General features: G+C 68.5%; 5 protein-coding genes. 4 read left to right on the top strand and 1 reads right to left on the bottom strand.

The annotated features are described in order from the left end of the window. The 4 genes from ABZ749_RS33265 to prcA form a co-directional block, all read left to right on the top strand. Positions 1–96: ubiquitin-like protein Pup (locus ABZ749_RS33265; RefSeq protein WP_357234928.1), on the top strand; the 96-nt coding region annotated here is incomplete at its 5' end. 22 nt (positions 97–118) lie between these two features. Further along, a complete protein-coding gene (locus ABZ749_RS33260) occupies positions 119–805 on the top strand; it encodes an endonuclease VII domain-containing protein (protein WP_357234925.1) in 687 nt (228 codons plus the stop codon). Next, positions 724–1,563, top strand: coding sequence for a proteasome subunit beta (prcB, locus tag ABZ749_RS33255; protein ID WP_181518379.1), 840 nt, complete (start codon positions 724–726; stop codon positions 1,561–1,563). The genes ABZ749_RS33260 and prcB overlap by 82 nt, the downstream gene beginning before the upstream one ends. A gap of 58 nt (positions 1,564–1,621) precedes the next feature. Next, entirely contained in the window at positions 1,622–2,461 is an 840-nt protein-coding gene (gene prcA / locus ABZ749_RS33250) for a proteasome subunit alpha (RefSeq protein ID WP_112587322.1), read from the top strand. A 48-nt stretch (positions 2,462–2,509) separates the two neighbouring features. Here the strand turns inward: prcA and ABZ749_RS33245 are convergent, their stop codons facing one another. Next, positions 2,510–2,650, bottom strand: a complete 141-nt coding sequence (locus tag ABZ749_RS33245) for a hypothetical protein (protein WP_357234921.1) — start codon at positions 2,648–2,650, stop codon at positions 2,510–2,512. Between the last annotated feature and the right edge of the window lie 119 nt (positions 2,651–2,769).

The raw sequence follows: 2,769 nt of genomic DNA, 5'->3' as shown, positions 1-2,769 counted from the left end.
GAGGACGTCGACGACCTCCTCGACGAGATCGACTCCGTCCTCGAAGAGAATGCAGAGGAATTTGTGAGGGGCTATGTGCAAAAAGGGGGTGAGTAGGGCATAAGGACGCAAAGCGGACATGCCTCGTCCTCTGGATGACCGGGATGGCCACCGCCGCTGCCGCGACTGCGGCGAGTGGCTGCCCCTTGATCAAATTTGTGCCAATAGCAGACGACCCGACGGTCGCGGCAGCTATTGCAAGCCCTGCTTCAACATTCGATCGAAGGCGAGCTACGCCAAGCGCCTGAAGGAACAGCAGGGTAGGGGCGTGCGTCAACTACCGTTGGTGCCAGCGGGCCACCGGCGATGCCCCGACTACGGTGCCACAAAGCCCCTCGATGACTTTCCGCGGAACCGCTCCGGCCGTGGAGGTTACGGCCGATACTGCAAGCCTTGCCACAACGCGAAGGGCAAGGAGAGCATGCTTCGCCTGCACGGCGGGACTCGCGAGTACCACCTGCGGCGGCGGTACGGCGTGGGTGAGAAGGAGTTTCAGGAGCTCCTGGCCGAGCAGGGCGGGGTCTGCGCGATCTGTGGCGGTGCCGACCCGCAACATCTGGACCACGATCATCGCACCGGATGGGTGCGCGGGATACTCTGCTTCAACTGCAACGGTGGTCTTGGCCAGTTCCGTGACAGTCCCATGAGGCTGGCCAGGGCGATCACGTACCTGAGAGGAACCACGTGGCAGCGGGCTTTGATCCATCCGGGCGTCTTCCAGATGTGTTCACCAACGCGGGGACGTCCTCCTTCACGACGTTTCTGAGTCGGGTGGCCCCCGAGATGTTGCCCGGTCGGCGACCGCTGCCGCCGGGCATGGCCGCCGACCTGGCGCCGCACGCGACCACCATCGTGGCCATCGCGGCCGCCGAGGGTGTGGTGATGGCGGGCGACCGACGGGCCACCATGGGCAACCTGATCGCTCAGCGCGACATCGAGAAGGTGCACCCCGCCGACGCGTACTCGCTGGTCGGCATCGCGGGCACCGCCGGTATCGGCATCGAGCTGATGCGACTGTTCCAGGTGGAGCTGGAGCACTACGAGAAGATCGAGGGCGCGATGCTCTCGTTGGACGGTAAGGCCAACCGGTTGGCCTCGATGATCCGGGGCAATCTGGGTGCGGCCATGCAGGGGTTGGCAGTGGTGCCGCTCTTCGCCGGGTTCGACCTGGCCGCCGCCGACCCGGCGCGCGCCGGTCGGATCTTCAGCTTCGACGTGACCGGTGGGCCGTACGAGGAGACCGGCTACGACGCGATCGGGTCCGGGTCGCTGTTCGCGAAGTCCGCCTTGAAGAAGCGGTTCCGGGCCGGGTTGTCCGTCGAGGACGCGACGCGGCTGGCGGTCGAGGCGCTCTACGACGCCGCCGACGACGACACCGCGACCGGTGGGCCGGATCTGACCCGCCGGATCTACCCCGTGGTGATGACCGCGACCGCCGAGGGCACCCGCCGGTTGACCGACACCGAGACGGCGGCGATCGCCGAGGGTGTGGTCGCCGGCCGGATGGAGAACCCGGGCGGTTGAGTCCCGCACCTCACCAGTCAGCAGTCGTCAGCACAGCGCCGTAAGGAGAACCGCCGACGTGGCCATGCAGTTCTACGCCTCTCCCGAACAGATCATGCGCGACCGCTCCGAGTTGGCCCGCAAGGGCATCGCTCGGGGCCGCAGCGCTGTGGTCCTCAGCTACTCCGGCGGGGTCCTCTTCGTCGCGGAGAACCTTTCCAGCGCCCTGCACAAGGTCAGCGAGATCTACGACCGGATCGGGTTCGCCGCGGTCGGTCGGTACAACGAGTTCGAGAACCTGCGCCGCGCCGGTGTCCGGATGGCCGACCTGAACGGGCTCAGCTACGACCGGCGTGACGTCACTGGTCGGGCCCTGGCCAACGCGTTCGCGCAGACCCTGGGTGCCATCTTCACCGAGCAGTCGAAGCCGTTCGAGGTGGAGATCTGCGTGGCGGAGGTCGGTGCCACCCCGGAGGCGGACGAGCTGTACCGGCTGACCTATGACGGTTCGGTGAACGACGAGCCGGGGCGGATGGCCATGGGTGGTCAGGCCGAGGCGATCACCGGTGTGTTGAAGTCGCAGCATCGGGCGGACATGTCCCTGGGCGAGGCGGTCAGGGTGGCGGTGCAGGCGTTGAGCACGGTCGGTGGTGAGGGCGGTGCGGCCAGGACGATCGCCGCGAACCAGCTCGAGGTGGCGGTCCTGGACCGTCAGCGGATCGGACGGACGTTCCGGCGGATCACCGGTGCCGCGCTGACGGCTCTGTTGGACGGGGATGCGGCGGCCGAGGGGCAGGCGGCGGATGCGGCGGGCGGTCCCGCCGAGCCGGTCGTGCCGACCACGGAGGGGCACAAGCCGACGTCGTCGGCCGGTTCCGCGGACCTGGAGGACCGGCCCGCGGAGGGCGGCGAGCGCTAGGGTTTCGCCCGCTGGTGCCGGGCCCGTGTTCGGGACCGGCACCAGCGGTCATCCTCGGCGCAGCAGGGGCCGGGCCAGGGCCCAGTAACCGCCGGCGACGGCGTTGAACGCTCCCAGGCCAGGTGTGGTCGGCACCCCGGAGGGCGTGACCCGACCGGTCATCAGCTTCGCGATGACCCCGTCCGGCACCCGGCGTTCAGCCTGTAGCTGCCGTCGACCTGATCGACGCCGGTTTCGAGGTACGGGTGGTCGCCGACGAGGCCGTGGGGACAACCGTCGGTGGATCGGTGGCCGGCGGCGCTGGAGGA

This window comes from Micromonospora sp. NPDC047753 (assembly GCF_040642735.1).
Classification (GTDB): domain Bacteria; phylum Actinomycetota; class Actinomycetes; order Mycobacteriales; family Micromonosporaceae; genus Micromonospora.
Note: the sequence above shows the minus strand (reverse complement) of the source record. Positions and strands in the feature narration are given on the sequence as shown.

Excerpts from the sequence above, each read along its gene's own strand:
- ABZ749_RS33260 (WP_357234925.1), top strand. The coding sequence starts at position 119 with ATGCCTCGTCCTCTGGATGACCGGGATGGCCACCGCCGCTGCCGCGAC.